Raw genomic sequence first — 26352 nt, forward strand, 5'->3', positions numbered from 1 at the left:
AAGCTTTTCACTCAGTTAACGTTAACATATAATAGAGTCTTTTAATGAAAGCCTTCTGCGAGCTCCTAAGAAGATAGTAAGCTGATTTGCGAAAAGTAGTTGTATTAAGCGCCAGCTCTTTTACAAGCGAAGCGCGATAAGGTTTAAGGCCTTCAGCTTTACTCGCTTATGCAAGTTATCTCAAGACCTGGCTCCGCTGGTCCCTGCGCATAGAGTAGGATTTGACTAAGGAGGGCCCATCGTCGTACAGCAGAGCCGAAAACGCATAATAAGTCTGCCAAGGACTAGCACGTTAGGCGTCTAGCTTGAGTGAGGAGAAGCCTGAAATTGTAAAGCGCGTCGAGGCTGAGGCCAAGGTTGGTAAGGCACTTAAGAATATCGCAATGGTGAGCCTTCGCCCTGAAGATCTCTCAAGCCCAGCGTCCTTCCAGATGGCCATATCAAGGCTCTACGAGTCTATAATGAAAATGATGGAGTCAGGAGGCCCAGAGCAGACTTACATAGCGGAAGTCAAGTTCACCGATGATCTAGGCAACCCTGTAAGCATAGCAATAGATCTTGGCAAAGGGACGCCCCCCTTCTCGTCCCAGAAGGTGAAGGCTGAGGTAACTATAAGGCTGTACGAAGAGGAGTAGCCTTCTATCAAGGCTCCCCAAGACGTCGCAGCTAAGGCTCCGAGACCCTACCCGCGAGCTCCTCAAGCCATTTATTTATGGCAGCAGCGAAAGACACCATGACGGCCGCGCCCCTCTGCTCATCGCTGACCATCCTGTCAGGCATCACAAGCCACCCGGCGCAGTCGGCAAAGAGCTCCAGGTCCTTTTCAAGGCCATCCATGGCGTCGCCCTCAAGGGCTCTGGCAGCGGCGTCCAAGAGTGAGGCAACCCTCTGGTCGCCCAGGCAGTCAACTATGTCGGCGGCACTGGCCAACGGGGCGCCTGTGAGCTCTGCAATGCCGCTGGCGTGGTCTCTCAGGCCAACCCTTGCCATTATGTCGTCAAACATGAGGGAAGCATATATGGACAGCTGGATTGCAACTTCATCCTTCGCAGAGCCAGCGATGTAAAGGAGCCTCGTAACCTCCTTAAAAAGCTCGCTGGCGTCCTCACTATAGCCCTTTATTTCAACGCCGCTCTGGCCGTGAAGGTTAAACGTCGCGTCACTTGACACTCAATAGCACCCATGTGAGGTTACTATGAGTCTTAAGCATTATTCCAGAAAGAGACCAGGTTACCCGGCTAAACACCTAATATATACGCTAGGCCTTCTTAAGGGCCTGTTCACAGGAAGTTAAATTGGGTCCTGTGACCTTAATACTCCCTAGGCAGCTCTGAAATCCTGGGATGAGGAGAGGAACCCGGACAACAGAGGCATTGGCCTGTGACGAGTCCTAGTCCATCCGACCCTTCGTTTAACTTAACTATCACGTAATTGCATGCCTAAGTCAGGGTAGAGAGCTCGGCCCTCATCGTGGCTATTAGCCGCTCGGCCTCATCACTCCTCCTCCCCTCCCCGCGCCTAGGTTAGGGAGTATGGCTCCCAGCCACGACGTGGGGAGTTTCACTGGGCGCCCTCCTCCGCCTCGCGACTGCTCATCGACTTCACGTGGCGCCCTCCGATCTAATGTCAGCATAAAAGCTCATAAAAATTGATTAGGCATGCAGCCTCAGCCTGCTTAATAGCATTAAGGGTTAGAAGTGATTAAAATAACGAATAGTTACGTAAAAAGTTACAGACTGAAGGGTTCTTGCGGGGGGCCTTTGCAAATACATAAGCGGAGGCCGCGCCTAGAAGAGGGGTCGTGATGAACTTTAAATTAGCAGCTCAAAACGCGATAGAAGGTGCAAAAGGTTGCCATTGATTAAAAACGTTAAGGCAGCCGAGGGGCTAAAGCTTATAGAGCTCAAGTGGCAGGACGAGTGGGATAAGGCCAAAGTATATGAGGCTAACGTGGACCCCTCAAGGCCTAAGTTCTTCGTGACCTTCCCCTTCCCATACATGAACGGCCTCCCTCACCTCGGCAGCGCCTTCACTATACTGAGGGTTGACATAGCTGCAAGGTACAAACGCATGAGGGGCTACAACGTTCTCTTCCCCCAGGGCTGGCACGCCACTGGAGGACCAATAGTCGCAGCTGCAAGGAGGCTCAACGAGGGTGACAAGAAGATAATTGATGACCTGAAGTCCATGGGTGTTCCAGAGGACGCCATACCCCAGTTCAAGGACCCCGCAACGTGGGTGAGGTACTTCACTCAGGAGTGGAAGAAGGACCTTAAGAGGTACGGGCTCAGCATAGACTGGAGGAGGGAGTTCTTCACTACCAGCCTCAACCCCTACTTCAGCAAGTTCGTAGAGTGGCAGTACCTGAGACTGAGGGATGCAGGCTATGTGAGAAGGGGTAGCCACCCAGTAGTCTGGTGCCCTAGGGAGAAGAAGGTCGTTGGTGACCACGACAGGCCTGACGAGTACGCTGGCATAGGTCCTGTGGAGGCCACGGTCATACTCTTCAAGTTGGCTGAGGAGGAGCGCTACCTGGCGGCCCTAACCTACAGGCCGGAGACCATATTTGGGGTTACTAACGTCTGGGTTCACCCAGACTCCACTTACTTAGTTGTGGAGCTTGACGGAAGGACGGTTGTAATGAATGACTACATGTCAGAGGAGCTGGCTGACCAGGGTCATACCATTAAGGTTGTAGGCTCCGTGAAAGGTCACGAGCTCGTCGGGAGAAAGGTAGTAGTGCCTATAGTTAACAGGGAAGTCCTTGTCCTGCCGGCTAGGTTCGTGATACCTGACGAGGGCACTGGGATAGTTATGAGCGTGCCAGCCCACGCGCCATACGATTATGCTGCCCTCATGGACCTGAGGAGGGCCAGCGACGAGGAGCTGAAGTCCTATGGTCTTGATCCAACCGAGGTGAGGTCGATAGAGGTGAGGAAGATAATAGAGGCTCCTGGCCTGAAGGGGGTTCCGGCGGACGACATAATAAGGAGGCTTGGCGTTAAGAGCCAGGATGACAAGGAGCTGCTGGAGAAGGCCACAAAGGAGCTCTACTCTAAGGAGTACTACATGGGCGTTATGTTAAGCGACGTCGGTGCGTATGGCGGTCTAAAGGTAATAGAGGCAAGGCAGAGGATCGAGGGAGATCTAATAAAGGCGGGCCAGGCGCTTAAGGTCTATACATTGCCCTCAAAGGTCTACTGCAGGTGCGGCGCTAGGACTCACGTGAAGTTTGTCGAGAACCAGTGGTTCCTAACATACAGCGACAAGGGGTGGAAGGAGAAGGCCAAGCGCCTCCTGTCTAACATGAATATATACCCGCCCTACCTTAAATCGAACTTCATGGAGCTTATAGACTGGCTCAATGACTGGGCCTGCACGCATCAGAATGAGCTTGGCACCCCACTTCCATGGGACAGTGAGTGGGTTATAGAGAGCCTAAGCGACTCAACCATATACATGGCGTACTACGCTATAGACTACCTGATACAGGGCAAGGTCAGCCCCGAACAGCTAAAGCCAGAGTTCTTTGACTATGTCTTCCTTGGCAGGGGCAGCGCTGAGGGGGTCTCAAAGGTAACGGGCCTGCCGGTTGACCTAATAGATGCTGCCAGAAAGGAGTTTCTCTACTGGTACCCTGTGGACCTAAGGATAAGCGGCAAGGACCTAATGCAGAACCACCTCCTGTTCTTCATATTCCACCATGCCGCGATCTTTGATGAGCAGCGCTGGCCGCGCGGCATAGGGATAAACGGCTGGGCCCTCCTAAATGGGGCCAAGATGAGCAAGTCCACCGGGAACTTCATAACACTCCGTCAGATGCTCGACGAGGCGGGCGCTGACGCCACCCGCATCGCCGAGGTTTTGGCTGGAGCTGACGGCGGCCTTGATGATGCCAACTTCACGCTAGCAGACGTTGACACGGCAATCGAGGACCTGAACGGCTGGATAGACTTTGTTAAGGAGAACCATGGGAAGGGCAGGGAAGAGAGGCTCTCCATAGACGACTGGTTTGAGAGCGTGCTCAACTCAACGGTGAAGAGGGTCACAGAGTACATGGAGCAGCTCAAGTTTAAGAGCGCCTTCCTGGAGGCGTTCTATGGACTTCAAAATAGGTACAAGTGGTACTTGAGGAGGGCCGGCACCCCTAACAGGGAGCTCCTGATAAAGTACATAGAGTACACGACGCTCATGCTAGCTCCATTTGCCCCTCACGTGGCTGAGGAGACGTGGCACCTAGCAGGGCACAACACGCTCGTCGTCACAGAGACTTGGCCAAGATATGATGAGAACAAGGTAAGGAAGGATGTCGAGGTCTCTGAGAAGGTCATCGAAGTTCTTCTTAACGACGTAAAGAATGTCGTGGGCCTCATTGGAACGCCTAAGGAGGTGATAGTTACAGTTGCAGCCAAGTGGAAGTACAGCGCGCTGATGGACCTTAGCAGGTCCATTTCAGGTGGCAAGCAGCTCAGGGATGCCATAAAGGAGGTTATGGGAAAGGACTATGGCGTCCCACGCCAGGAGCTCTCCAGGCTTCTCCAGAGCGTCAGCAAGAGCCCAGAGGTCCTCGACCTGCTGTTAGACAGAGAGCTTGAGCTGAGGGTGCTCAGGGAGTCCGCGGACTTCATATCAAGGGAGCTTGGAGGGGTCCGCGTCATAATAGAGGAGGAGGAGCAGGGGTCGTCACCGAGGAGGGCAAATGCACTGCCTGGCAAACCAGCCATCTATTTGGTAAGGGCATAGGAGGCAGCTCTTCCACCCTTGTACTCACTTAAAAGGAGAAGGTGAGCTCGTTTGAGGCTCTCTGATATCATAATTGCGCTGAACTCGCTCTCTAGGACAGGCTGGATGCTAAGGGGGGTTCCGTCGTCCGTCGCTGAGAGCGTTTCGCAGCACTCGTTCGCCGCAGCGCTCATAGCTGCTGACGTGGCCTCTCAGCTGGGCCTTGACCCGCTCAGAGCAGCCTTTATAGCGCTGGTTCATGACATAGGCGAGTCAATAGTGGGCGACGTGTCAAAGAGCTCGGGCGTTGACAGGACGGCCAAGGAGTTGGCTGAGCGCGAGGCCATCTTTAAAATGAATGTCAGTGACGCGGTTAGAGGCGCAGCGCTGGAGTACATGGAGGGCAGAAGTCTTGAGTCTATTGTGGCTAAGGTAGGCGACCTCGCTTCAACGATATTGGAGGGCTGCTACTATAAGTCGCTGGGCTTTAAGGTCTCTGAAATAGTAACTTCATCAGTTAATGAGCTGAGGGCTGTAGTTCAAAGGCTTCCCAACGGGCAAAAGGTCTTAGACGTCTTGAGGTCTGAGGGCATAGATCTTACCTGTTAGGCGTTCCCAAGGGCGTTTAACATAATGCGGCCCCTCAGCAATTTTAGGGCTCGCCCTAGATATTATAAGGGGAGCCTTGACAGGAGCTGCTGAGCTTCCGCTGCACGACGGCCATGTGCCAGGCTGGATGCTGAAGATTATGAAGTCCCTGAGCGGGAGCATAGTAAAGGTCATAGTGGAGGAGCGCGGTCCTGAGGGGCTCATAAAGGCGCTCTCAGACCCCTACTGGTTTCAGGCGTTCAATAATGTCATAGGCATGGACTGGGACAGCAGCGGCAGCACGACAGTAGTGTTAACGCTGCTCAAGCAGATCAGCTGGTCTGAGGATCTCGGCTTCCTAGTGCTGGGCGGCAAGGGAAAGAGGATGCTCCAGGTTAAGGATGAGAGCGAGGCCGCTGAGAGGAGGCTTGGGGTGAGCTCTGATGAGGCCTTCAGATTCAGCAAGGTAGCGGCGCGGGCGGCCTCGACGTTCCTGCAGGACGGCTATGACACATACGTCCACGCGGTTATAGTGACTGAGAGGGGCCCCCAGCTTGTAATACAGCAGGGCATGAACTTGACCTCTAGGATGGCAAGAAGGTACCACATAGATAAGGCTTCCATAGAGGAGCCCTTCTCAGGCGTGGCTGGCTTTAAGGCGTCGGTTTACCTTAACGCCACCGCCAGGGAGAGCAGGGAGGCCAGGAGGGCATACGTTGACATAATAGCTGAGGGCAAGGAGAGGCTCCTGAGGCTGCTGGCTGAGAGCAACGCTGCCCTGGGGGCACCAAGCCTGCTCAGGTACATAGAGGGGGAGGCGAGGGCAAGGCCTCCCAGGGCTTACTACAGGCCTGTGACGCCAACTAAGGAGTTCGTCAGGGCCCTTGAGAAGATTTATGCGAACCCACCTTCAAGCGAGGAGGAGCTGGCCTTAACTGAAGGCCTGGGCCCCAAGGTACTGAGGGCCCTTGCCCTGATAGCTGACGTCATATATTCTGTGCCGACCTCGGAGCGCGACCCGCTGACCCTGTCCCTGGATCCATTTTATTATGCCTACGCCATAGGAGGCAAGGACGGCGTGCCCTATCCCTTCGACCCCAAGACGGCGGAGGAGGCTCTTAGTTACCTTGCCAGGGCCATAGAGGAGTCTAAGCTGGGGAGCGCTGTTAAGTTAAGGGCAATGGCCAGGCTAAGGGCGTTCCTGACAAGGCAGGTGAGCTGAGCTGAGAATACTGCACGTCTCAGACATCCACTGCAATGCCGAGGCGCTTACAAGAGTTGTTAAGCTAGAGAGCTTTGACCTTCTCCTCGCCACCGGCGACTATGAGTGCCTGGACGTCGTTGATACTTTGGCTTCATGCTGCTCTGGTAGGGCGCTGGCCGTCACCGGCAACCTAGATGATGTAGCGATAAGGAGAGCTCTTGACAGGAAGGGGCTACTCCTTGATGGGAGGGTTTTGTCGTTTGGCAACCTCGCAGTGGCTGGCGTAGGCGGCATTGATTACAGAAGTGACGTAGAGAGACTGCGGAGGGTCATGAGTGGGTCTAAGGTTGACGTGCTTCTGAGCCATCACCCTCCAAAGGGAGTGCTCGACAGGACCCTTCTGGGCGTTAACATAGGGTTGGCTGCGATAGGGGAGCTGGCCAGGCTCCTTAAGCCAAAGCTTCATCTATTCGGCCACGTTCACGAGTCGCCCGGGGAGGCATTTTACGACGGCGTAGTTGCAGTTAACCCAGGCCCCCTCTTTGAGGGGCGCTACGCGCTCATAGAGATGCTGGAAGCAGGCAAAGTCAAAGTTAGCCTTAAGCGCGCTTAGGCACCCTGCCTAGGAGTTATTGCGGGTTTGTGACTTAACGCTGGCTACCTTAACGTCTTAAGCTCTTCAGTAATGAGCGCTCATGAAAATCATAACAGCAGCCTTCCGCAGCTATTTTGATTTTCACATGGGTCTTTAAGGTTCATTATACATGCTCGTCGGCGAGGTCCCCTTGAGGGGTGAAGAGCCGCTAGGCTCTCCCCGAGGCTACTCAGGGCGTGGGGTCCCAGGTAACCCTGAGCGCCCCCAGGCCCTATGGGACCCCGAGCGGGGCGCGGGAAATAAGGATGAGACTCCGACTGTAAAACAATGAACCCATGTAGGAGCTGAACCCTCTGCAAAGTCGGTGATTTTATAACTCGGCCTAGTAGTGAGCAGCTGGGGGTCTTCTTGAAGTTCCTTCATGAACGCTTTGAAGTCAGGACTAAGGAGAGATTTGAAGTTATTGACGTGACCGACAAAGTAAAGGAGTTTATATACAACAATAGCGTTACCAATGGGCTGCTCTCAATATCAGTGCCGCACACGACAGCCGCTATAGCCATTAACGAGGCTGAAAGAGGTCTTATGGAGGATATCGTGACTTCCATAAGGAGCCTCTTCAACCCCGAGCGGGCCTGGAAGCACAATCTTGTCGATAACAACGCGCACGCTCACCTTGCAGCAACTTTTATAGGTAACTCAAGGTGCGTAAGCGTTGTGAACGGGACCATACAGCTAGGCCGCTGGCAGAGGGTGCTCCTTATAGAGATGGACGGTCCTAGGAGTAGGCTCATTGAACTAACCTTTGTAGGGGAATAGCATTATGCCAACAATATCAATGTAACTGTCACGCTTCTGCGGCAACTGCTTGTCACAACTAATGCTAGACGCTAAGGGCTAGGGGCAGCGTTTGAGATGGTCCGTTACAAGCGAGCCACAGTTATGGTAATGCCACGGAATGCTATTGACTATGACTTACAGGCAGCTAATCGAACCAGGGGCCTCAAAGGGTCCGCAGGCACCGTGGGCAATACAGCTACACCTGAACGTGGGAGTGGCAAGCGTTAAACTTAGAGTCGCTACAGCAGCTCGGTGGTAGCTCTGAAGCCGTACACCATAGTTTTCTCAACCATGAGCGTTGATGGAAGAATAGCGACAGAGACTGGGTTCTCTAAGCTTAGCTGCGAGGAGGACTTCGAGCTGCAGCACAGGCTAAGGGCATGGGCTGACGCTGTGCTCGTGGGAGCTAACACCGCGATAAAAGACGACCCCTCACTCACAGTAAGAAGGGCTGTCGGCAGAAACCCCTTGAGGGTAGTAATAGACGCGGCCCTTAAGGTACCCCCAACCCTTGAGATGTTCTCAGTCCCAGGTAAAGGCGTTATCATAACTACCGAGGATCAGAGTGATGACAAAATTTCTATATACACGGAGAGAGGCATAAGTGTAATAAGAGCTGGCGAGGGCAGCGTGGATCTGAGAAAGGCCCTCTCAGCGCTCTTTGACATGGGCGTCAGGAGACTCATGGTCGAGGGCGGAGGGACTACAACTTATGGGCTCCTCAGGGATGGCCTAGTCGACGAGCTTTGGCTCACGGTGTCGCCAATTATATTTGGCATGGGTGTTCAGGTAATAAATGGCAATGCTAGCCTTTTGAGGGGACTTTACTTAAAGAGCCTCAGGGTTCTTTGCGGAGGCTGGGTCCACCTCAGATACGGCATAATCTACTAATATAAGACTTTCTTTACTAATAAAAAAGCAGGATTGTAGCTTTATTTTAATATACACTATAAAGTAAACTTAGGCCTAAAAGGTTAGAGTGTTTACCCGTGGCGTTCCTTTTCCTTACTTTTAACCTAGTTCCGCCGCGGGCACCCCTCTTAAGGGATCACACGCGGTCACCCCTAAGTCATTGGGGCTGGTCGAGGGAGACGCCGCTACCCTCCCGTCCACGCCTTTTATCACTCCCACCCTCATGAGCGGCGCCCGTCATCAGGTGGGGGTTCACCAATGAAAGCTGTCTCGGTAATACTGTATAAACGTAACCCATATCAAAACAATATTTAGAAGCAATTAAAATAACTAGTAGTTATGTAGAAGCGTTACAGTCTCGTACTTAACGTGACGCCCTTAGTATATGAGACCTTTATAGGTCTCATAGTACAGCGGGTCCTTCTTTATTCTCAGTATGTACTTAGACCTGTCGTACTTCTCGCCTGGGTTGAAGCCGTTCATCCTGTTAGTGGAGAGCGTGGTATTTCTGTACTTAGACTGTATGTAGTCTCTGTAGAGGCTCTCCATTACGTTGAAGGTGCAGAACGGCACCACCCTGCCATCAGGCATTGTGTAATGGATGTTGCACCGTCTAACCCTCTCTACATCATAGTTGTATAGATCCATGAAGTGCATCATGCCAATGAACAGCATCTTGTAGTGTAGCTCTCCAAGGGCGTCATAATTCCTTCTTATCAGCACGCTTGCAAGCAGCTTCGAGAAGCTGAGCTCCTTCGGCATCTTCTCCTGGTCTGTGAACTTCCTCAGGTCTATGAGGCCCTTCAATAGTGCTAACTTCTTGAACTTTGAGTCCTCAAGGTTAAGCCTCTCCTTATCAAGGAACTCTATGAAGCCCTCTATATCGAAGAAGTTGCCAAGTGGCACGAACTTTGTTGGTACGCCGTCGGGCCCCCTCTCGACGAAGACGTAGTTTGCAGCGCCGCACATTGGGTGGTTCGACATGCAGAACTGCTCGGTCCCAACAGAGGCCTCTACGAACTTAGAGAACTTGGCTGCAACAGGTATTGGGTACCACGTGTCGGCCGGTATCTGACCGTCTGTCTGCTCCTCTATGCCCTTTATCGCGTCAGCTATGGTTACCCTCATCTTCTCCCTCTCGCTCTTCTTCAGTTGCCCGCTGAGGCTCACAGGCTGGAAGTTGACCGCTCTGACGATGTCCATATGCTTTCCAGCGAACTTCAGCGTCAGGCCCATCTCATTGAAGTTGGCATTCTTTATGAGCGTAGGCACGAGCACGACGCTTGTCATGCCGGACTTCCTGAAGACCTCAAATATGTATGGCACCTCCCAGTGGTTCTTCGGGTTGGCCTTGGGCGTCACGCCGTCGAAGCTCATGTATACTGTGTTGACGCCGGCCTCCCTAAGCGTCCTCGCGTAGTTTATGGCGGCCTGGGGGTCGTGGAAGTACATCTCCGCAAACTTTATGCCAGCCGTGTTGAGCTGTATATGCCTTACGCCCTCCTCCCTGAGCATCTTAATTATTTCAGGCAGGTCCTCCCTGAGCGTCGGCTCCCCTCCCGTTATCTGTACGGCCATAGTGAAGGCCTGCTTCTTCACCTGCCTGATCTGATACCTCAGGAGCTCTATGGAGGGCTCATAGATGTAGCCGGCCCTCTCAGCGTAGAAGAAGCAGTAATAGCAGCTCAGGTTACACCTGTTCGTGACAACTAGGTTGGTTAGGGCCGTGTGGTTCTCGTGCATTGAGCAGAGGCCGCAGTTGAAGGGGCATGGGGCGCTGAGGGCGACATAAGCCTTCGCATGGCCTGCCCCCTTGCCAGTCTCCTCATACTTCATCATCTTGTAGTACAGCTTGGCGTCGCCGTAGTAGAGCTCTTCAAACTCGCCGTGCTCAGGGCAGACCTTCCTTATGTATATCTTGCCGTCCCTCTCAAGGATCCTTGCTGGCAGCAACCTCATGCAAACTGGGCAGAGGCTTGTGGTGTAGCCTACATGCTTCTCGCCCTCCCTTAGCTCAGGCATGAGGCCGCCAATGGGTATCTTCTTCTCAGCTATTTCAACATAGACACTGTCACCCTCCTTCACAAGCCTTCCAGGGGCTGGCAGCGTTGGGGGCGCTTCAATGTACGTCTTTTGACTCACTGTTACAGTCAACTAGGTTACCTCCTGACCTCTTACTATTCTGCTTCAGTTATTTAAGCCTGCACAAGTATTTATTGTGGCCTGGCCTAGTTGACTTCTTACCTGTTATAGATTCATCAAGTGAGCTCTCTTAGCACTGTTGTACTTATAAAAAATCACGCGCGCAAGTGGTGGCAGTTCAACCTAGAGCTGTTAACAAGATGTCCATAGGGGCCTTAACATGAAATATGCAAGGCAGCTAATGCTGGGCCAGCGCCTTCTTAATGTACGTGCCCATCCTCTTCTCAAGCTCATCCTTGCTGACCTGACCCACTATAGTATCAACGACCTTCCCATCCGCTATTATGAGTATAGAGGGTATGTGCCTCACCTGATACTTATCAGCTACTGCATAAGCCGAGTCTACGTCTACCTTACCAAAGGCCACACCTGGAACTAGGTATTTCATTGCAACTTCCTTGAAGGTCTTATAGAAGTTTATGCAGGGGCCACACCACTCGGCAGTGAAGTAAAGGAATAACACCTTGTTCTCGTTTATGAGTGAGCTCATATTAGACTGTGTTACGTTAACGACAAACTCTTTTAGAGCCCTCTCCAGGTAGAAGGCCCTTTCTTCAAGCTTTTCCGAGAGATTAAGCCACGCATCGTTATCCTTCTCATACATGGCTTTGACCCAGCTCCTCTAGAGAGGGGCCTCTCCCTAAAGTATCTTTGGCCTTACGCCATGTTTATGGCCTCCTCGACGCTGAGAACGCTAGGCCTCGCGCGGTCCGACGTGGAAGACGCTACGGCCTTAACGTTATCAATTATATCCTTCAGCCTAGCAGGCTTTGTGGCCTGGGCGTAGACCCTCACCTTCATCTCAGTGCCGCTTTTCCTTACGAGGAGCCAGCTGCCATCCTCGCCCTCCACTCTTACGCCATCTATGGCGAGGAGGCTTGTAACCTTGACTCCTAAGAGCTTCTCCGCCCGCCGCGAGAGCACTTCGTATAATTGCTCCTTATCGCTCTCGCTTCCCACCAGGAACGAGAGCCTGGCACTTGGATATGACGGCAATGATAGTATGACCTCGTTTACGCTGCGCCCTCTTCTCATGACCTCATCCAGCAGGAGGAGTGCTTGGAAGATGCCGTCAGGCCACGGCCCCCACTTTGGATCTATGAGCTTCCAGGGCTCAGCAGCCATTAACGTGTTACTGTCCATATACTCGTGTAGCCTACCTAAGGGCGCGCGAACTATTTTGCCGCCTGTCTTTTCTACAACCTCCTGCACCTCGTAGCCTACATCAACAGAGACCACAACGTTACCCTTGCTCTCGCTTAGCTTGCGCTGTGCCAGCAGGGCTATTATAAGGTCCTGCTTTACAAAGCCTAACCCCCTAGTTAGGACTGCCAGCCTGTCAGCGTCGCCATCATGAGCTAGGAGGACCTCGGCGTTCGAGCCCTCAAGGACAGGCTGCAGGGACGTCATCACGTCAGGCCTCGGCTCAGGAAGCCTTCCTGGGAACGTGCCGTCAAGGTTACAGTTTACGCTTATGATTTTTTCGAATCCTGCCTCCCTGAGGAGCTTTGGAGTCACGACGCTGGCAGCGCCGTTAGCGCAGTCGACCAAAACCTTAGGCCTGTCAGCCCTGCGCCACAGGCTCGTGTCAACAAACTCTAGGGCCTCATTTATATAAGACTCGACGGCATAATTCTCAGTAGTGAAGTAGCCGACCCTGTCCCACGGCACCTCCGTTGCTGAATTTATGTAGCCCTCAAGGGAGCTCTCCTCGGCTCTGAAGAGTTCCATGCCGTCCTTCTTCAACAGCTTAATGCCATTATCCATGGGCGGGTTATGGCTCGCTGAGATCGAGGCCCCAAGTGAGGAGCGCGACCTCTTGACCTCGTAGGCTACAACTGGGAGAGGCGCCGTGCCAATAAGTATCACATCCATGCCGCCTGCCATGAAGCCCGAGGCCGTCGCCAGCGACAGAAGCGGGCTCGTGAGCCTGGAGTCGTGCCCCACTACGGCACTTCCCTTGGAGTCCGCTATGTGCCTGGCCGCTGCTAAGGCTATGCTATAAATTAGCCTTGGGTTAATCTTTTCTGGGTAGGGGCCTCTGGCTCCCGCTGTTCCGAATAAGGGCAAGGCACTCACCATGCATGCTCTGTTTGCGCGAGATAAAAGCGCTTCTAAAAAGAACCTACGCGCTTCTACAAAATATGAGCAAGGTACAACAGGCCCAGCCTGTAAGGGATGTTCGCTCATAGGTATTCATTAATTTCTATGATGTGAAATTCCGCGAGGGCACATCAAAAGAAACCCTCATGATGTCGCCTTGTTGTTCTCAGTAAACCAATGCTAGCTGCCACCGTTTAAGGGTACAGCGGGGCACTTGGCTAGGCCCAGAAGGTCGCCGACCTTCTTTGGCTTTATGCATACAACTCCAGTATCCTCGTCAACCTCAACTACGAAATCCTTCCCCCACCTCTCTACGACGTATTTCTTTATGTAGAGGTTAAGGGGAAGCGTGTAGTACTCGTACTCATAGGTTTTACCGCCTACCTCCTTCTTACCCTTCATAGTCCTCGCTTCGACGGACCTTACTTTCACGGCTTGGCACCCTGACTGTCTTTAAAGTGAGAAAGGCCTGATAAGTTTTTATCACGAAGTCCCTAATAATCGTTATAGTGTTTTATATATAGATGCAAGGGCTCAGCTGTTTAACATAGCGCATCTGCTCTTAAAGGCCTTTTCATCAAACGCTTGAGGGAGCTTTAAATTTTCCTCAAGGGCCTGCGGCTGAGGGGTGAAAGCTACGTCGAAGGAGCCGCGGCTGTTTGTTGCTTCCAAGGATGAGATAGTAAGCGGTGAGGCCAGCGACATTTACTTCAAGAGGACGCAGGAGGTCTTAATGTACGCGGGCCTCAGCAGCGTCAAAGTCAGGATGGAGGTGCACCTATACAGCGAGCCGCCTGAGGGCGAGTGGGCAGTTTACGCGGGGCTTGAGGAGGCCCTAGCCATAATGAAGGACAAGCCGTTCACTGTGTACTCGCTCCCTGAGGGCACGCTTTTTAAGAGGAAGACTCCTCTAATGCTGATAGAGGCTCCTTATGAGGCCTTCGCGCCGTTCGAGGCTCCAGTACTTGGAGTCCTCAGGTTTGAGAGCAGCATAGCGACAAAGTCGGCTAGAATCAGGGTAGCAGCTGGCAACAAACTTTACCTCTTCTTTGGGCTCAGGGCGCTTCATCCCGCCGTCTTTCCAGCGGCTGACAGGGCCGCATACATAGGTGGCGCTGACTCGGTCAGTGGTATACTTTCAGAGAAGTACCTGGGCCTGACGCCTCAGGGAACTATGCCTCACGCCCTGATAATAGCTATTGGGGACCAGAGGAAAGCGTGGCAGCTCTTTGCAGAGCTCTACAGCGGCAAGGTAAATGTGATTGCGCTCTCGGACACATTTGACGACGAGAGGCAGGAGGCCATGATGGCAGCCGAGCTGCTCAAGGACAAGCTGTGGGGGGTAAGGCTTGACACGCCGTCAAGCAGGAGGGGCAACATGCACGACATTATAGAGGAGGTCAAGTGGACCCTTCAGCTCCACGGCTATAAGAACGTGAGGGTCATAGTCAGCGGTGGCCTTGACGAACAGAGCATACTGGAGTTACGTGACGTCGCTGATGGGTTTGGTGTTGGCACTACTGTTGCAATGCCAAGGAGCGTCGACCTGAGCATGGATATAGTCGAGGTGAACCGCGGTAACGGCTGGGAACCGATAGCCAAGAGGGGGAAGATGCCAGGGGCCAAGATGGTGTACTCATGTGGCGCGCTTAAACATCACGTGGCACCCTGGAGCAGCGAGCCGCCGTCCTGCGAGGACGGCAGGAGGCCTGAGCAGCTCCTAGTTAAATACCTAGACAATGGCAAGTTGGTCCGTGATCTGCCGTCCTTGGACAGCATAAGGTCTTACGTGATCTCGCAGCTTAAGGAGCTGAAGCTGCTGCCATAGTGGTGTCGGAGCACCTTGAGTAGAACGCCAACTAGGTTAGTGGTCACTAGGTCCCTCCTTTATGGCGTAGCCCTTCTCTTAAATATAACTGTGAGCATACTGCTTGCCAGAAGGCTTAGCGAGGCAGACTATGCGGCCTATCAGTTTGCTACAAAGAGAGTCATTAACTACGCAACTGTGCCCATCAGCCTCTTTGGGCTGTGGATGTATAGGTACTTAGCCGTAAGAAGGAGAGGCTCCTTCTCGGCAGGGCTCTTTCTCTCGCTGCTAAGCGGGATCCTCGGGATACTGCTAGGCTTCAGCCTAGAGTACCTAGAGGCAAAGGTGGGGCTTGAGGTGGCGCTCCTGGCTGGCACGGCCCTCATGCTTCAGTCATTCATGGGGGGCATCACCACAATGCTGGACGCCACAAGGCCTGTGAGGCTGGCCCTGCTGACCCTTGTCTACAGACTGCTGTACTCCGCCTTAATTATGGTGGCGCTATACGCGGCCTTTCCATCGCTTGGGCACGTCTTCGTTGCGACGTCGCTCTCTCTAGCGATCTCAATAGCCCTTGGGCTTGAGTGGCTTCACCAAGTAGTGGGGTCTGACTCGTCGCCCTGGCCTACCCTGGCCGAGTGGGCTAGGACTTCGAGGCCGCTGCTAATTGCGTATGTTGTTGGCTTTGTGGCGTCACTTGACGCGACAATAGCGTACCCCCTCGTCGGCTCAGCCGTTGTGGCGGCCTTCTTCGTCGCGGCGGCCGTGGCGACGCTTGTAAGGGAGTCTGCAAATACAGGCCTTCGGTACCTTCACGTCTACGTCCTCTCAACAGGCAACGTGGCAGCTGCCCTAAGGTCAATCTTCATAGTGGCCTCACTCGCGACCCCGCTTTTTGTTTACGCGGCCGTGCACCCGCTCTACATAATTTATGTCTTCAATTACAAGTACGGCTGGGCATCATGGGCCCTGACAGTGTTTATGATAACAGCTATAATTGAGGTTCTGAACGGAGGGCTCTCAAACCTAGTGATGGGCTCTATAGGCGAAGTCGGCGAGGGCTCCGTCTCTAAGTTTGAGCGCTTAAACATAGTGACGTCTATACCCTCCTTAGTTTACATAATAGCGCTGGCCGGGGCCTTCATCATGCTAAAGGGCCTTCAGCTTCAACTTATTATATTGGCGTGGTCCGCTGTTTACATGGTGCGCTTTGCCCTGTCGGTTGGCATATACTATTACTGGTTCCTTCCAGGCAACGCCAAGGGAGAATTTAACAGGCGCTTGGCGAAGCTGGCCTTGAGCGCCCTGCTGGCTATTGCCCTCTCTCTTCTCTTTAGTCCGCTCGCGCCGCCAAGCAGGGGTCTCTTAAGGTCTATAGCAATTCTAGCGGAGATGGGAGTACCTTACTTAGCGGTGTACTACGCTATAGTAGCAGTTGTTGACCCTGAGCTAAGGTCGGTTGCCTCCAGGCTGCTTAGAGCGGTTTCAAGCGGCAGCCTATCTTTATAGTTCAGACCAGCTGAGCTGTGGCAACGCCCTGCTGCTCTGCGATATTAGGCCCGGTGGTGAGGCTAATAATAGAGGAGAGCGACAGTCGTGTCGGCGCGCATAGAGAGGCTCTCAACAGGAGTACGCGGCATAGACGAAATGCTAGGGGGAGGCATACCAAGGGGCTTCTTTGTTGCCGTGGTGGGGGAGCCCGGCACCGGCAAGACTATCTTCGCCCTTCACTATGCGTGGCGGGGCATAAAGGATAACGACAAGGTCATTTACGTGACGACCGAGGAGAGCAGGGAGAGCATAATAAAGCAGGCGAAGATGTTTAACATGGACTTAGATAAGGCAGTTGATGAGGGAAAGGCTATAATAATAGATGCGCTGCTCAAGTCTCAGAACGATGAGTGGTCGCTTGACGAGATCGACGTGGAGACCCTGGTAAACAAGGTGATAGAGGCCAAGAGGAGGCTGGGCTATGGCAGGTCAAGGCTAATAATTGACAGCATGAGCACCTTCTGGCTTGACAAGCCAGCAATGGCTAGGAAGTACAGCTACGCCGTCAAGAGGGTCCTATATAGGTGGGACTTCACGGTACTCATGACGAGCCAGTACGCTATAACTACGTCAAGCGCCTTCGGCTGGGGGCTTGAGCATGTGGCTGATGGCATTATAAGGTTCGGCAGGAGGGTCATAGGCGGCGAGCTCAGGAGGTACATCCTTGTAGAGAAGATGAGGCAGACGCCGCATGACCTCAGGGTCCACTTCATTGATATAAGGGACGGCGAGGGATTGGTCTTGCTGGGGCCAGCAAACTTCAGCAGGGAGGACCTGGCGTTGCCGGAGGACATCAAGAGAAGAATCAGGGAGTCTAAGGAGAGGGAGCCGGGGCCTTAGAGACTCAACGCAAAGGCGCGCTTGATCATCCTTAAACACTTTTGCCTCTGTCATGGTATACCTACATTTAAGCTGTCCCTATGGACACCGTGCACTTCCTTAACTGAAATAGAACCTAATCAGCATATGCGCTCGTGTCATTATTCTTTCATAGTTAAGAGGCTTGCCAAGTTAGAGAGTTTTTTTAACTTTTTCATTGAAAAATCTTAGCTCATCTGAAGGGCGAGACTTTCAACATACTATAAATTTTAAATTTGCGGGGGCTTAGGAACCGCTCAGGTGACAATTAAATGCCCAGGAACATAGTTGTGAGGCAGCTTAACCAGATCCCTATAGAGGATACAGAGGTAGAGCTCGTTGAGAGGAAAGGGCTTGGGCACCCAGACTACATAAGCGACGCTGTCGCCGAGGAGGCTAGCAGGCAGCTCAGCGCCTACTACAAGGAGCGCTTTGGGGCCATAATGCACCACAACCTGGACAAAGTCCTCCTTGTGGGTGGGCAGGCCTCGCCAAGGTGGGGAGGGGGTGACGTCATATCGCCCATTTACATTATAGTCTCCGGCAGGGCGACGACGGAGGTCAGGACTTCATCAGGTATAGAGGAGGTGCCTGTTGGCAGGATAGTCATAAAGGCCGTCAAGGACTGGGTTTCAAGGAACCTGAGGTTCCTTGACCCAGAGATCCACCTAGTGGTTGACTACAAGATAGGCAAAGGGAGCGCAGACCTCAGGGGCATATTTGAGTCAAGGTCAGGGTCCTACAGGGCTAACGACACTAGCTTTGGAGCAGGCTTCGCGCCTCTGAGCACTACAGAGAGGCTGGTTCTTGAAACCGAGAGGCTGCTTAACAGCAAGGAGTTCAAGTCAAAGGTGCCTGCGTCAGGCGAGGACGTGAAGGTCATGGGGCTCAGAAGAGGGAGGACCTTAGAGATAACGGTAGCCGATGCTATTGTGAGCCGCTTCGTGAGGGATCCGGAGGAGTACATGAGTGTCAAGGATGAAATAAAGGAGGCTGTGCTCAACCTTGCCAGCAAGCTGGCGCCAGATTATGATGTGAAGGTATATGTAAACAACGGAGACATACCTGAGGAGGAGGTGTTTTACATCACGGTCACCGGCACCAGCGCGGAGCACGGCGATGATGGAGCCACTGGAAGGGGCAATAGGGTCAACGGCCTTATAACGCCTATGAGACCAATGAGCCTTGAGGCGGCAGCTGGTAAGAACCCTGTGACGCACGTAGGCAAGATATATAACGTGGCTGCCATGGAGATCTCCCAGGTAATATATGAGAAGGTACCTGGCGCGAAGGAGGTTTATGTAAGGCTTCTGGGCCAGATAGGAAGGTCCATAGATGACCCGCTGATAGCCGACGTCTCCATAATACCTGATAACGGTGTACAGTTGAACTCCAACATTAAGCAGGAGGTTTCTGGGATAGTAGATGAATACCTAAGCAGGCTGCACTTCATCTCAGAGAGGTTCCTTAAAGGGGAGGTCCAGCTCTATTAATCTACTCCGCTACTTTTCATTTTATATATTTTATTGTTGTAAGAGTAGTCACCTTGACTGCCATACGATCTTTCGCAGTTTACTAGCTAGGCCCGTTTCTTCAACGACACTCTCAATAGTGGCATTCTTAGAAACTAACGATAAATTATAAAAGAAATGCGTCGTGGAATCGGATAGAAACTAACAAGTAATCAGACGTCGCTTAGACATCAGACGATTAGTACGATTTGCTTACTTAAACCTTAATTTAAACAACTTTGCGTTAATAGTTTTCCCTCATTTAAGCCGATTCCGTCTACTTACTCAACACGACCAGTGCCAACTATTATGTCAAGGCTGCACGACGATCTTTACTGCCTAGGGCCCTCATAGACCTGTACTCGCTGAGCAGCTGGGATAGCTTAGCGTTTACGAACTCGTCTGACTTAATCTTCCTAGCGAAGTCGGTCGCATCCTGAAGCACCTTTGAGCTGACGAAGTGGTAGCCAGCAGCCCGCACAACCTGGTAGTTATTGATGTTGAGCGGTGCTATGCCGTATTTCTTCGCTGCGTTCGGCAGAGGCCCCTCCGTCTCTTGCAGAAGAAGAGCCTTAACGCCAGCGCTAGCCAGCTCGCTGAGGACCTCTGCCTCAAAGTTCGTTGTGCTATCAACGATGACTACTTCGCCGGGCCTTATCGGACCTATCAAGTCCTCACTCCTCTTGAGGCTTGATCTTTTAAGCTCGTCAAGCCTCCTCGCCATCACAAGGCTACCTGAGACCACTTGGAGCAGGGCCTTCCGAAGGGCCTCCAGGTCCTCTTGAAGGGCCTCGTAGGACTTCCTTAAGTCTGAGAGCGTCGACTCAAGGGACCCGACCCTCTTCACGAGGGAGTTTACCTCGCTGTCTTTAAGGAGCTCAGCCTTTAACTGCTTCCTGGCCAGGTACAGCTCCCTTTCCTCGTGGAAGAGCCTATCCCTCAGCTCCTCCAGTTGCTTCGTCAAGGCAACCTTCTGGGCCTCCAACAGCTCAAGCCTCGAGTTCTCATTACATGGACCTTGTTGAACTTTAGAGTCCGTAGCGGGAAGGCTGCGCCTCTCCTGTTGCTGGCTCTCATGGTCTCCAAGCAGTCTTGATATCTGCTTCTCTATAGCCTCAGCTAAGGTGGCGCCTCTGATGACATCGGCCTTCAGTTCGTCAACGTCAATGTCTAGGCCCAGCCTAGAGGTGTAGGCCTCTACCTGGGAGAGCTTGTTATGGTAGTCTATGAACGCCTTGTAGGCGGCGGCCAGCGAGTCCCTCTCATGTGAAGTCTTAGGCTTTAAGTCAGAGCCAGCCGAGGCCTTAGACGCCATGTACTCTTTCTCCGCGACGCTAAGGTCATAGCCCGGCAGGTACAGCTGCGCGCCCAGCTGCGCCGCGAGCTTTCTAATGAGCTCTGGAGGGTCCGAGACGTCTGTGGCAACTATTATAGGCCTGCCAAGCTCTGAAATTAATTTAACTATCTCGCCTCTGTCGAGCTCCTTATAGCTGCCTAAGTGAAGAAGCCTTCCCTCTACGTCAAGGACTGCTATGCCTGTCGTCATGCCGGCGTCAACGCCCACTATGAGAGGCCTTGAGGGCCTCTCGCTGCTTTCTCCAAAGATGAGCTCACCCTCGTACTTGGTCTCAACCTTTATCATGTAGTCTATGCCGCGGTGGGGCCTCACTAGACCTACTAGCCTCTCGCGCGGCGCGTAGACTATGAATACAGCCGATTCAAGTCCTCCATCGCCGGACCTGTAAAAGACGTCATAGTCTATGTTGGCATTGTCAAGGGCCTCCTTAACCTTGTCTGCTGCTATCTTTACAGAGGCCCTTATCCTCCGCTGGTACCTTGCCTGGCTCCAGCCCCCGCTCTTTGAGCTTCTCCCTCTGCTGACTACAATATAGGTCTTCTCCCTGCTGAAGCCGACACGCCGTCCCCCTCCCTTCGCGACTATGGCGGCAACTATGAACGCCGTCCTCATGGGTGAGAGCTTTGACGAGGCCACATCAATGCCAGCACGCCTTGCAGCCTCAAGGACATCGAGCAGGCCCTCGCTCGTCGCCGTCGCCTGTACCAGCGCTGTGTCGGGGGGGAGTAGCGAAAGAAGCCTTGCTAGGCTCTCAGTTGAGCCGTCAGGCGAGAGCTCGAGCACGTTATCAGAAGCTATGTACTTTGGCCGGTGCTCCCACGCCAGTCTAACTATGGCTGGGAGCGCCACGGATTGATATTTAGCTATAAGCCTTAGGGACTGATCTATGAGCACAACAGAGTACCTGGCCCTATTTATGGTTGACAGAGGGCTCCCATATTCTATGTCAACACCCATGTAGATCTCGGAGGAGCCCTCCTGCGAGGACATCTTCAGCTACTCCCCGTTATCCGCCTCAGCAGGTCCTCGGCGTTTACTGTAAGCCCGAAGTTTTTATTAAAATATGCTGCAATTCTCTTGACGTCATTAGCTAGCAGACTCATGGCTGCAGGGTCCGAGGTGCTCACGTACTGGGGCCAGTCTATGATGTACCCCCTCAGCGTCTCGCCTGCAGAGACAAGCACATTGTACGGGCTAAGGTCGCCGTGGACTATGCCTGCCTCCTTAAAGGCTATCCTAATAGTGTCAACAACGTCATTAAGCACTTTAGTGGCCTGCTCCTCGCTTAAACCCTTCACAGAGGTCAGCTCCACGCCTTCTATGTACTCAGTGACCACGCAGTTAAGCTCCGATGTCAGGGGCTTCGGTACAGCGCCACCAAGGGAGTTCACCATGACAAGGGCCCTGAGCTCCCTCTCAGCGCTCTCAATAGCTACGTCCAACCAGGGCGCTCGCCTATCCCTTCTGCCATAGGCTCTCCTCCTGGCCATTGACCTGAATGACCGGGCCCCCTCCTCGTGGAACTTCAGCGAGACGGGCGCGCCGGAGGGGGTCCAGGCGATGTAGACCTCGCTCTCCTTACCGACGCCTATCCTGTCGCCCACTCCAGCCACTACGCCCCTTCTGATCAGCGCTATTGCCGACAGCACGTTAACGCCTGCAAAGGTTAGCTGAAATGAGAGCTCGCCGCTGACAACTCTTGATCTGACAATGCCCGCCTCGCTCAGCCTGAGGAGCACCTTAACGGCTATGTCATGTGGAACCCCTGCGTCCTTCTCCAGCAGGCTTATTGGGGCGTATTCGAACCTCCTGTGGAGCTTGTAGACCTCGCTTAGTATGTGATAGGCCGTTTTGTCAGCTAACCGCAGGCGATCATTTAGTGTAAGCGTCTGTCACCACTGAGCTAGCATAGGCACGGAGCAAAAATAAAGTTCAAGAAGAACGGCGAGTGTTGGCATTCGGCGGCTTACGCTGGTTTCGAGGTTTAAAAGGTGAGTCAAAAAAAGTTTACTATTAACACTATATAAGATGTTTTAGGGTAATTAAACATTCAGCATCTAGCTAGCTGCTATCCATACATTAGACTGAATAGTTAGATGTGAATACAAAGAAATATTAACTCGGTACAAATATAGTAATGCAGGCACGCTAAAGGAGAAGGTGGGATGAGATATGGAGGAGAGTGTACCTACTAAAGAGGGAATTTATCTGAGAGATAGCACCCTTTACGTGGTTGGCTCGCGCGCTATAGCTAAGGTCTCCTCCGCCCTGGCCAGCGAGAGTAGGGCGAAGATACTTGTTATTCTCCAGAAGGGACCGACGGACCTAGAGGACATAGCGACCCTGATAAATCAGAGTAAGGCTAACGTGAGCAGCCAGATAAGAAAGCTTGAGGAGGCCGGCATTGTAAGGTCACACTACATACCAGGCCAGAGGGGGATAAAGAAGGTAGTAGAGCTTACAATTAACAAGATAGTGTTTATGATAACGCCAGAGCAAGAGCGCGGAGCTACAAGCCCTGCTGCTAGCCAGGAGTCAAAGCGGGCCTGACGCGGCTTAGGCGCACGGGCACTCGAACGCTACTCACCAAAATCAACTACGTTAACGCTTCTCTTGGCTATGTTAACGTACATAGCGCCAGTTATTCTACACCTATCCCCCCGCTCAAGGAGAGCGGCCTCCCATCTATCTCCAAAAAACTCTCTCACCTTGGCGCCAAGAAGTTTGAGCTCACTTAAGTTGACAGAGGAGCTCATGAGGGCCTGAGGCATAGGAAGCCTTAGATAGGATGGCATAGCTATGTAAAACTTGTCTGCAGCGCATGAGTACTTGATTGCCTTCACAGCAACCTTTGCTTCAATGTAGTCCTCAGCCCTACTTATGAACATTGGTGGCAGGTAGCCCGTCTCAACCTCTACTATAATGCTCTCGCTGTCTCTATACGCATAGACGTCAGCCACATGCACGTCGTCAATTTTATATTCAACGGCGCTCTTGAAGCCCATCTCGGAGAGCCTCCTCGCGACTATCAGCTGTAAGGCTGCATGAAACCTTGAAATTCTAGAGAGTCTCCCTACGCCGTTAATATTACAAGGGTCCTCCTCCATAGCTTCAGAGGCTTCGACCCTCGAGTTAGCCCCCAGTGAACATTCTTGCGAGAAAGTTTTTCTTTAGAACTACCGTGCATAGAGTTGTCGTTGCACGTGCGCTGTGGGCAAAAATAATACTCACGTTTTCATTAAAAGCCTTTCAGGATTACTCGCGTCCTAGCTAAAGGGCAGCTATGGCCTCTCCGTCCCTCCCTCTTATGACGTAGTTCTTAGTGAAGATGGATATCACTAGTGCCAATAGTGAGAATGCGGCGCCTGTGAGGAATATGTAGTTAAAGGCGGTACTGCTCCCCTCCGTGAAGAAGTAATACATTCCGGCCAGTGCGTAGGGCACGAACGCCTTGTATGTAGTCATTATGGTGGCCGCTATTACAGGCCCGGCCGCGGATCCCAGGAACCTTACCATAGTGTTAAACCCTAGGCCTACAGTTACGCTGTCAGGAGGCATCGACATGGCTATCATATTAACTATTGGAATCAATATTGAGACCACCCCGACGCCAGCTATAAATGAGTCTAAGGCCAGCTGAAGCGGTCCAGGCCTGTAGAGGGCTAGGGCCATGAACCCTGCGGTGGAAATTATGGAGCCGTAGACGAGCGCCGGTTTAGGTCCAAGAGAAGTTGTAACCTGACCGATGAGCGGCGCTATGACTATCATAGCGAGTGTTGCAGGCAGCAGCGAGAGAGCGGCTGATATTACTGAGAGGCCAAGGCCGTACGGCGGGGCCTCCTCGGCATAATAGATCACCCCAAGGTAAAGCATGAACATGGCTACCCCTGATACAAGGCCAGCAGCATTGGCGACCACTACGTTCCTGATCCTCAGCAGCTTAAGGCTGATGAGAGTTCTAGGGGACCTGGCCTCATATGCGAGGAACGCGGCGTAGAGCGCGATCCCAGGTGACAGGAATGAAAGCTGGAGCGGCGACACCCAGCCCTTGTAGGGCGCCTCGGTTAGGTACAGTAACACAAGTGCGGTCCCGCCGGAGAGGAGCACGGTGCTCACGTAGTCTATCTTCTCGCGTCTAACAGGTGGGTAGTCACCGAGCACCAGAAGGGCCGCAATAAACATAATTATTGAGAGGCCGAACGCTATGTGGAACATGTAACGCCAACCAAGGTATTCCTCTATGTAGGCGCCGGCTATCATACCTACGGTCATCCCTATGGCGACCATAGCGCTCTGTATTCCTTGGGCAACGGCAACCAGACGGCGCGGGAACGTGTCAGTAATTATTGCAAGGCCCAAGGGGAATAGCGTGAAGCCGAAGCCCTGAAGCGCCCTGGCGGCTATCAGGGACTGAATGTTGGGTGCAAAGCCAGCCGCCAGCACGGCTGCGGAGTAGAAAGCTAGTGACGCTACGTAGAGCTTCTTTTTGCCGTAGACGTCGCCCATCTTCCCGAAGAGCGGGGCTACGGCTGCGCCGACCACCATGTAGGCTGATATCACCCAGGCAGCCTCCTCGTTAGTGGCGTTGAGGGCGCTCTGAATGTGGGGCAGCGAGGGCACGACCATAGCCTCAACGTACATAGTTATCATTGTCACTAGGGTGAGCACTGTGAGGACCGCGTAGGGCCCCCCATGACCCCTGCTCATTACTTGGGGTCACCTTCTTCTAGCTCCAATGACCGCCATCACTATCAATATTATCACTACAACGGCTGCTATTACGTAGAGGGCTAGGTTTGAGCTAGAGCCTGAGGGCAACTTCAGTTGAAGTCCCGAGCCGACGCTCAGCGGCACTAGCACAACCTGGTGCATCACTTGCATGGTAGGAGGCTGATACCAGGTGAGCAGGAGTGGAAGGTAGTAGGTGCCGGGTTTAATCCCCGAGCTCACGGATATCACGAAGGTGACGTTTGCGTAGGAGCCGCTTGTGAGGCTGCCGAGGCTCTCATTCATGAAGTCTACCGCCAGGAGCGGGTTCTCGCTGGAGGGTACATATGGTGTAAAGATCGGGTTGGGGAGTAGCGTGGCCGTCACGTAGCTGGCGTTGTCAAGCCCAACGTCGGCCAGCTCAACAGTGACATAGACGTTAGAGGAGCCCACGCTAAGGTCTCCATGGTACACGTTAATCACAGCGAAGTGGGCAGATGGTCTCACGTAGACAGTTATTGGTATCAGCGCGCTTCCTCCAGTGTAGCTTACGTTTAGGTAAACCGTGGCGTTGAAGGGCTCCGGAACCCTGAAGTAGCCGAAGGGGTAACTGGCTATCTCTGAGACGTTAGCAATTGAGAGGGGCGCTGTAACGTTGACAACGCGCCCCGGCGGCAGGTAGCCAAGCCTGATCACGCTCATATTAGGGTACAACAGGGAGAGGGGCCACGTAGGGATTACTTTCACGGTAACGTTGGAGGCTACGACGTTGCCCTCATTAATAAGGTAGGCCTGAAGCAGCGCCGCTAGGTCGCCCGCATATATTACGTTAGGATACGTAGAGTAGCCCACAAAGGCTATCTTTGAGTAACCTGTAATTGCCACTTGGAACTGAACTTCCTGGCTGCCCTCAATAAGCGTTGTCCCGCCCGTTGGGGTGGGGACTTGCACATAGTACTCTATGTCAAGGGTCTCATTATAGATGCCGACTGTAGCGTTTGAGGACACGTTATAGAGTGAGACCAGCCTAAGAGCGGCGCCAGGTTGCAGCAGCGGGCTGAAGGCGGACGGCTTGGGTTGCCCCCTCACGAGCTCCAGGGGGTATGAAGGCTTGAACGTAACTGAAACGTTGTAAAGGTTGACAGGGCCTAGGTAGTAGATAACTACGGTGAGAGGCAGAAGAGAGCCGCCAGGGAACGCCATGAGTGCATGGCTCTCGTTAATTCCCCAGAAGCTTATAGCAGTAAAGGTGGGCTTAACTTCATCAGCAAGCGCCTTTGAGGTTGTCCACGTGTACGACGCTAATGTAAACAGAGCTGCCAGGAGCGTCACAAAAACCAAGGCCTTCGCCGCTCTTGCCTTCAAGCCTTAGCCCCTCAGATATTACGAGAGTCG

The 26352-nt window shown here is 52.9% G+C and carries 22 protein-coding genes; 12 read left to right on the forward strand and 10 right to left on the reverse strand.

Annotation, left to right across the window (positions count from 1 at the left end; all coding sequences use genetic code 11):
- Window positions 1–305 precede the first annotated feature (305 nt).
- Window positions 306–635: a hypothetical protein gene (locus tag SE86_RS06960; protein ID WP_117354843.1), complete on the forward strand. Its 330-nt coding sequence runs from the start codon at window positions 306–308 to the stop codon at window positions 633–635.
- 31 nt (window positions 636–666) lie between these two features.
- Here the strand turns inward: SE86_RS06960 and SE86_RS06965 are convergent, their stop codons facing one another.
- Window positions 667–1170, reverse strand: coding sequence for a hypothetical protein (locus SE86_RS06965; protein WP_117354844.1), 504 nt, complete (start codon window positions 1168–1170; stop codon window positions 667–669).
- Between the two features lie 681 nt (window positions 1171–1851).
- Between SE86_RS06965 and leuS the strand changes: the two genes are divergently transcribed.
- The 6 genes from leuS (at window position 1852) to SE86_RS06995 (ending at window position 8840) form a co-directional block, all read left to right on the forward strand.
- Window positions 1852–4743, forward strand: a complete 2892-nt coding sequence (gene leuS / locus SE86_RS06970; RefSeq protein ID WP_117354845.1) for a leucine--tRNA ligase — start codon at window positions 1852–1854, stop codon at window positions 4741–4743.
- Between the two features lie 51 nt (window positions 4744–4794).
- A complete protein-coding gene (locus tag SE86_RS06975) occupies window positions 4795–5331 on the forward strand; it encodes an HD domain-containing protein (protein WP_117354846.1) in 537 nt (178 codons plus the stop codon).
- Window positions 5332–5407: 76 nt separating this feature from the next.
- On the forward strand, window positions 5408–6532 hold the full coding sequence (locus SE86_RS06980; RefSeq protein WP_117354847.1) for a DUF763 domain-containing protein: 1125 nt from the start codon (window positions 5408–5410) through the stop codon (window positions 6530–6532).
- 10 nt (window positions 6533–6542) lie between these two features.
- Window positions 6543–7127, forward strand: coding sequence for a metallophosphoesterase family protein (locus SE86_RS06985; protein WP_257791327.1), 585 nt, complete (start codon window positions 6543–6545; stop codon window positions 7125–7127).
- A 390-nt stretch (window positions 7128–7517) separates the two neighbouring features.
- Window positions 7518–7928, forward strand: coding sequence for a secondary thiamine-phosphate synthase enzyme YjbQ (locus SE86_RS06990; protein WP_117354849.1), 411 nt, complete (start codon window positions 7518–7520; stop codon window positions 7926–7928).
- Window positions 7929–8201: 273 nt separating this feature from the next.
- Entirely contained in the window at window positions 8202–8840 is a 639-nt protein-coding gene (locus tag SE86_RS06995) for a 2,5-diamino-6-(ribosylamino)-4(3H)-pyrimidinone 5'-phosphate reductase (RefSeq protein WP_117354850.1), read from the forward strand.
- A 399-nt stretch (window positions 8841–9239) separates the two neighbouring features.
- Here the strand turns inward: SE86_RS06995 and tes are convergent, their stop codons facing one another.
- The 4 genes from tes to SE86_RS07015 all read right to left on the reverse strand — a co-directional run bounded on the left by tes (window position 9240) and on the right by SE86_RS07015 (window position 13598).
- Window positions 9240–10883 (reverse strand): tetraether lipid synthase Tes, encoded by a 1644-nt coding sequence (gene tes / locus SE86_RS07000; protein ID WP_342755381.1) that lies wholly within the window; start codon window positions 10881–10883, stop codon window positions 9240–9242.
- A 358-nt stretch (window positions 10884–11241) separates the two neighbouring features.
- Entirely contained in the window at window positions 11242–11667 is a 426-nt protein-coding gene (locus SE86_RS07005; RefSeq protein WP_117354852.1) for a thioredoxin family protein, read from the reverse strand.
- Between the two features lie 53 nt (window positions 11668–11720).
- On the reverse strand, window positions 11721–13133 hold the full coding sequence (locus SE86_RS07010; protein WP_158543153.1) for a phosphoglucomutase: 1413 nt from the start codon (window positions 13131–13133) through the stop codon (window positions 11721–11723).
- A gap of 213 nt (window positions 13134–13346) precedes the next feature.
- Window positions 13347–13598: a hypothetical protein gene (locus SE86_RS07015; RefSeq protein ID WP_117354854.1), complete on the reverse strand. Its 252-nt coding sequence runs from the start codon at window positions 13596–13598 to the stop codon at window positions 13347–13349.
- 196 nt (window positions 13599–13794) lie between these two features.
- Between SE86_RS07015 and SE86_RS07020 the strand changes: the two genes are divergently transcribed.
- The 4 genes from SE86_RS07020 to SE86_RS07035 all read left to right on the forward strand — a co-directional run bounded on the left by SE86_RS07020 (window position 13795) and on the right by SE86_RS07035 (window position 18875).
- Entirely contained in the window at window positions 13795–14994 is a 1200-nt protein-coding gene (locus tag SE86_RS07020) for a nicotinate phosphoribosyltransferase (protein WP_117354855.1), read from the forward strand.
- Window positions 14995–15009: 15 nt separating this feature from the next.
- Entirely contained in the window at window positions 15010–16482 is a 1473-nt protein-coding gene (locus SE86_RS07025; protein ID WP_148666804.1) for a hypothetical protein, read from the forward strand.
- Between the two features lie 87 nt (window positions 16483–16569).
- Window positions 16570–17364, forward strand: coding sequence for a KaiC domain-containing protein (locus SE86_RS07030; protein WP_174221349.1), 795 nt, complete (start codon window positions 16570–16572; stop codon window positions 17362–17364).
- Window positions 17365–17654: 290 nt separating this feature from the next.
- Window positions 17655–18875 carry a methionine adenosyltransferase gene (locus SE86_RS07035; protein WP_117354857.1) on the forward strand — a complete coding sequence of 407 codons (1221 nt, stop codon included), beginning with the start codon at window positions 17655–17657 and terminating at the stop codon, window positions 18873–18875.
- Window positions 18876–19200: 325 nt separating this feature from the next.
- Here SE86_RS07035 and SE86_RS07040 read toward each other — a convergent pair whose 3' ends face one another.
- Together SE86_RS07040 and SE86_RS07045 are read right to left on the reverse strand one after the other, a co-directional pair.
- Entirely contained in the window at window positions 19201–21240 is a 2040-nt protein-coding gene (locus tag SE86_RS07040; protein ID WP_117354858.1) for a DUF460 domain-containing protein, read from the reverse strand.
- A gap of 2 nt (window positions 21241–21242) precedes the next feature.
- Window positions 21243–21989 carry an RIO1 family regulatory kinase/ATPase gene (locus SE86_RS07045; protein ID WP_158543154.1) on the reverse strand — a complete coding sequence of 249 codons (747 nt, stop codon included), beginning with the start codon at window positions 21987–21989 and terminating at the stop codon, window positions 21243–21245.
- Between the two features lie 433 nt (window positions 21990–22422).
- Between SE86_RS07045 and SE86_RS07050 the strand changes: the two genes are divergently transcribed.
- Entirely contained in the window at window positions 22423–22800 is a 378-nt protein-coding gene (locus SE86_RS07050; protein ID WP_117354860.1) for an ArsR family transcriptional regulator, read from the forward strand.
- A 29-nt stretch (window positions 22801–22829) separates the two neighbouring features.
- On the opposite strand, the gene SE86_RS07055 is transcribed toward SE86_RS07050, so the two are convergent.
- The 3 genes from SE86_RS07055 to SE86_RS07065 form a co-directional block, all read right to left on the reverse strand.
- A complete protein-coding gene (locus SE86_RS07055; RefSeq protein ID WP_117354861.1) occupies window positions 22830–23357 on the reverse strand; it encodes a hypothetical protein in 528 nt (175 codons plus the stop codon).
- A gap of 163 nt (window positions 23358–23520) precedes the next feature.
- Window positions 23521–24957 carry an MFS transporter gene (locus SE86_RS07060; RefSeq protein ID WP_117354862.1) on the reverse strand — a complete coding sequence of 479 codons (1437 nt, stop codon included), beginning with the start codon at window positions 24955–24957 and terminating at the stop codon, window positions 23521–23523.
- Window positions 24958–24966: 9 nt separating this feature from the next.
- Window positions 24967–26322 carry a hypothetical protein gene (locus SE86_RS07065; RefSeq protein WP_117354863.1) on the reverse strand — a complete coding sequence of 452 codons (1356 nt, stop codon included), beginning with the start codon at window positions 26320–26322 and terminating at the stop codon, window positions 24967–24969.
- Window positions 26323–26352: the final 30 nt, after the last annotated feature.

Source organism: Acidilobus sp. 7A, assembly GCF_003431325.1.
Classification (GTDB): domain Archaea; phylum Thermoproteota; class Thermoprotei_A; order Sulfolobales; family Acidilobaceae; genus Acidilobus.

Bases quoted from the DNA above. Each gene is read 5' to 3' on its own strand.
- SE86_RS07040 (WP_117354858.1), bottom strand. From the start codon at position 21,240: ATGTCCTCGCAGGAGGGCTCCTCCGAGATCTACATGGGTGTTGACATA.
- SE86_RS07035 (WP_117354857.1), top strand. From the start codon at position 17,655: ATGCCCAGGAACATAGTTGTGAGGCAGCTTAACCAGATCCCTATAGAG.
- tes (WP_342755381.1), bottom strand. From the start codon at position 10,883: ATGCCTGAGCTAAGGGAGGGCGAGAAGCATGTAGGCTACACCACAAGC.
- SE86_RS07050 (WP_117354860.1), top strand. From the start codon at position 22,423: ATGGAGGAGAGTGTACCTACTAAAGAGGGAATTTATCTGAGAGATAGC.
- SE86_RS07060 (WP_117354862.1), bottom strand. From the start codon at position 24,957: ATGAGCAGGGGTCATGGGGGGCCCTACGCGGTCCTCACAGTGCTCACC.
- SE86_RS07055 (WP_117354861.1), bottom strand. From the start codon at position 23,357: ATGGAGGAGGACCCTTGTAATATTAACGGCGTAGGGAGACTCTCTAGA.
- SE86_RS07005 (WP_117354852.1), bottom strand. From the start codon at position 11,667: ATGTATGAGAAGGATAACGATGCGTGGCTTAATCTCTCGGAAAAGCTT.